The sequence below is a fragment of the Nonomuraea turkmeniaca genome (assembly GCF_005889735.1).
GTDB lineage: Bacteria > Actinomycetota > Actinomycetes > Streptosporangiales > Streptosporangiaceae > Nonomuraea > Nonomuraea turkmeniaca.
The window spans coordinates 1-3708 of the sequence record NZ_VCKY01000438.1 but is presented as its reverse complement, the minus strand read 5'-3'; the positions used below and the strand labels follow the sequence as shown (position 1 = coordinate 3708).

3 protein-coding genes are annotated in these 3708 nt (G+C 71.9%); 1 reads left to right on the top strand and 2 read right to left on the bottom strand.

Annotated features, from left to right (window positions below; genetic code table 11):
- The first annotated feature begins 109 nt into the window (after positions 1 to 109).
- Positions 110 to 739, top strand: coding sequence for a Uma2 family endonuclease (locus ETD86_RS53140; protein ID WP_138674201.1), 630 nt, complete (start codon positions 110 to 112; stop codon positions 737 to 739).
- Here ETD86_RS53140 and ETD86_RS53135 read toward each other — a convergent pair.
- Positions 628 to 2382: a hydantoinase B/oxoprolinase family protein gene (locus tag ETD86_RS53135; protein WP_138674200.1), complete on the bottom strand. Its 1755-nt coding sequence runs from the start codon at positions 2380 to 2382 to the stop codon at positions 628 to 630. The two genes, ETD86_RS53140 and ETD86_RS53135, sit on opposite strands and share 112 nt — an antisense overlap.
- Positions 2379 to 3708 (bottom strand): hydantoinase/oxoprolinase family protein (locus ETD86_RS53130; RefSeq protein ID WP_138674199.1); only part of this gene is annotated, 1330 nt, incomplete at its 5' end. The genes ETD86_RS53135 and ETD86_RS53130, both read right to left, overlap by 4 nt.

Below are 3708 nucleotides of genomic sequence, written 5' to 3'. Positions count from 1 at the left end.
GTCGGAGTGGGGGGCTCGGGTGGCGCGGGCGGTGCACGCGGTGGTGCGCCGGGGCGCCGAAGCGTGGCGGGCTCGTAACTCAAAGTGAAGGAATCCGGGGAAGTAGCATGTGGGCGAGGGCGAGACTCCCGATACTGAGTGGGTGACCGCAATGGCAACGATCGAACCGACGGGACTCACGGCATTTCCCGCCGCGCCGTTCACTGTCGACGACCTGTTCAAATTCCCCGACGACGAGAACCGTTACGAGCTCTTCAACGGGAGCCTGGTAGTGAGTCCTGCCCCCACCCCCCGGCACCAGCGAGTGATCACCCGGTTGGCAGTCATCCTCCAGGCTGCGGCACCGCCCGAGCTGGAGTGTTTGACGACGGTCAACGTCAGCCCCAGCAACGAGGATCTCTACATCCCCGACCTCGTCGTCGTGCCGGAGGAGGTGTCTGAGGCGGTTGACCTCATCTATGCGCCCAGTGACCTACTCCTGGCTGTGGAGGTGGTCAGCCCGAGCAGCAAGTCGCACGACAGGGCGACCAAAGTCGCGGCATACGCAGACGCAGGCATCCCCCTCTACTGGCGCATCGAACCCATGGAGGGTCCGACGGTCTACATCTACGAGCTCGACGGTCGCACCTATGCAGGACCAACTGTCCATAAGGCCGGGACGATGGTCACCCTGTCGTCGCCCTTCCCCGTGAGCTTCGATCCCGCCGATTTGCTACGCCTACGGGGCTGGAACCCGTAATCCTCGGCCGCTCCTCGTGGCGTGACGCGCCCCGCCTCGAGGTCGGCCAGGACTGCGGCAGGGTCCCGTTCGGCGGGCGGGCCGAGGCCGGCGCCGCCCGTGGTCTCCACGATGAACGCCTCGCCGGCCGCGAACCGCACGTTGTTGACCTTGGACGCGAGCCGCTCCACCGTCCCGTCCAGGTGACGCTTGAAGAAGCCGCCCAGCCGCCCCGGCAGCCCGCCGTTCCGGCCCGGGGGCGGGAGGCGGAGGCGGTCGCCGCGGGTCGTCACGTGGCAGTCGGCCAGAAACCGGTAGACGGTCCGCGAGCCCAGGCCGCCACGGAACCGCCCGGGACCGCCCGAGTCCGGGATCGTCTCGATCGACTCGACGATCAGCGGGCAGCGGCTCTCCACCGGCTCCACCTGCGGCACCGAGTTGCGGCCGATGCCGAAGTGCACGCCCGTCGCGTCCGGCCCGTCCAGCCCTTCCCTGGCGCCGACGCCGCCGAAGTCGTACGACAGGTGGATCCAGTACGGCGCGCCGACCGCGGCGATCGAGAACGGCTGCAGGATCCCGCTGGGCGCGATCGCCCGTTCCGGCACCGCGTCGGACAGCGCCTGGAAGACGGCCTCCATGGCGGCGTAGATGGGGACGTACCGGCCGCCGCACGGATACGGGGAGCGGGCGTTGAGCAGGGAGCCCTCCGGCAGGCGCACCTCGATGGCGCGCAGGCAGCCGTCGTTCATGGGGATCGTCGGGTCCAGGAAGCAGCGGACCGCGAAGACGGCCGCCGCCAGGGACTGGGAGGCCGAGGCGTTGATGGCCGCGGGGGCCTGCGGGTCCGTGCCGGCGAAGTCCAGCAGGGCCTGAGCGGCGTCGAGGGTGACGGCGACACGGATGTGGTGCGATTTTTCGGGATTTATGCCGTCGTCATCGATCGGGTACGCCGCCTCGAACCGGCCCTCCGGCAGCTCGGCCAGGGAGGTGCGGGTCCTGGCCTCGGTGTAGTCCAGGTAGTCGTCGACTCCTGCCGCCAGCCCGTCCACCCCGTACTCGCCGATCAGCGCCTCCAGCCGGGCCGCGGCCACCGCCGTGCCGGCCACCAGGGCCCGTACGTCCCCCATGACCTTGTCCGGGGTGCGGCTGTTGGCCCGCAGGATGGCCTCCATGGCCGGGTCGATCCCGTCCGCGGTCGCCAGGCGCACCGGCGGGAGTTGCAGGCCCTCCAGGAAGATGTCCGTGGCCAGCGGCGCCATCCCGCCTGCCGAGAGGCCACCCAGGTCCGAGACGTGGATCATGGTGGCGGTGAAGTACGCCGGGGTTCCCGCGACGAAGACCGGGCGGTAGACGAGCAGGTCGTTGGTGTGCACGCCGCCCCGGTAGGCGTCGTTGAGCACGTACGCCTCGCCGGGGCGCATCGTGTCCAGGGGGCGGTCCTTGATCAGCTCGGGGAGCGCCACCTTGAGCGCCATGCTGTTCATGAGCGTGGTGGCCATGGACTGGGCGATCAGGCGGCCCCGGGCGTCCAGGACGGCGGCGGAGGCGTCGGAGCCCTCGACGATGAAGGTCGAGTACGCCGAGCGCACCACCACGATGCTGGCCTCCTCCGCGGCCACCACCAGCGCGTTCCTGAGCACCTCCGCGGTCAGGGCGTCGGTCATGGGGCGCTCCCGCGGGTCAGGTGCACGGCTCGGGACGGGGTGAGGGTCGCCGTCCACGACGGCGGGACGACGATCGTGGACTCGGCGTCCTCGATGATCGCCGGGCCGGGGAGCGTGCCGCCCATGGTGTCCCTGGTGTGCACGGGGACGTCCGTGTAGCCGTCCAGCTCAGGGAAGTACGCCCTCCTGGAGGTGGGCGCCGCACGCATGGCGCCGCTCTCCGCCGCGCCGCCGCTCGCCGAATCGGCGCCGGGAGCAGGCGCCCCGGCAGGAGGGCGTCGGCCGGCTTCGGGCGAGTGGCGGGGCAAGGGGGGCTCGTCGACACGGGCGCTCCCGTCGGCGAGCGCCGGCCGGTCGGTGGCCGTCGGCCGGTCGGCCGGCGTCGTGAGGCGGACGCGGTAGCCGACCAGTTCGATGTCGCCGCGCTGCGCGATCCCGTACACCTGCTGATATCTCTCGAAAAATCGGGACGCGAGCACCTCGTGCGACGGCGACCACTCCACGGTCAGGTCGTGGGACTGCCCCTTGAAGCGGACGTCCACCGACCGCAGCACCCGCACATCCGGATCCGCCGGCGAGACGCCCAGGTCGGCGGCCGCCTCCGCGGCCAGCCCGGCGAAGACCGGCTCCGGGTCGACCGCGTCCAGCCGGGACAGGACCCGGTCGGTGGACAGGTCGCCGGCCAGCAGGCCCGCCGCCGACGCCACCCCACAGTACGCGGACACCACCACGGTCGCGATCCCGAACCGCTCCGCCACCCCGGCCGCGTGCATGGGCCCGGCCCCGCCGAAGGCCACCAGGGCGAACCCGCGCGGGTCGATCCCGCGCTGCACCGTCACCACGTGCACCGCCGATGCCATGGAGGCGCTCACGATCTCGTGCACCGCGTACGCGGCCTCCGCCCGCGACACCCCGAGCGGCCCCGCCAGCCGGTCGAGAGCCTTGTCCGCCAGCGACGGCGACAACGGGATCGAGGCCGAGGAGAGATAGCCGAGCACCAGGTTCGCGTCCGTGACGGTCGGTTCAGAGCCGCCCAGCCCATAGCAGGCGGGCCCGGGGGACGAACCGGCCGAGTGCGGGCCGACACGCAGCGCGCCGGCCGTGTCGAGCCAGGCGATGCTGCCGCCGCCCGCTCCCACCTCCGCCAGGTCGATGGCGGGGGTCTTGATCGGCACGCCGGTGCCCGCCCGCCGCCCGCCGAAGCTGCCCTTGCCGCCCACGTGGAACTCGTGGGTGATCTCCGGACGCCCGCCGCGCACCACGCACGCCTTGGCGGTGGTGCCGCCCATGTCGAAGGAGATCACGTCCGCGAACCCCGTCCCCGAC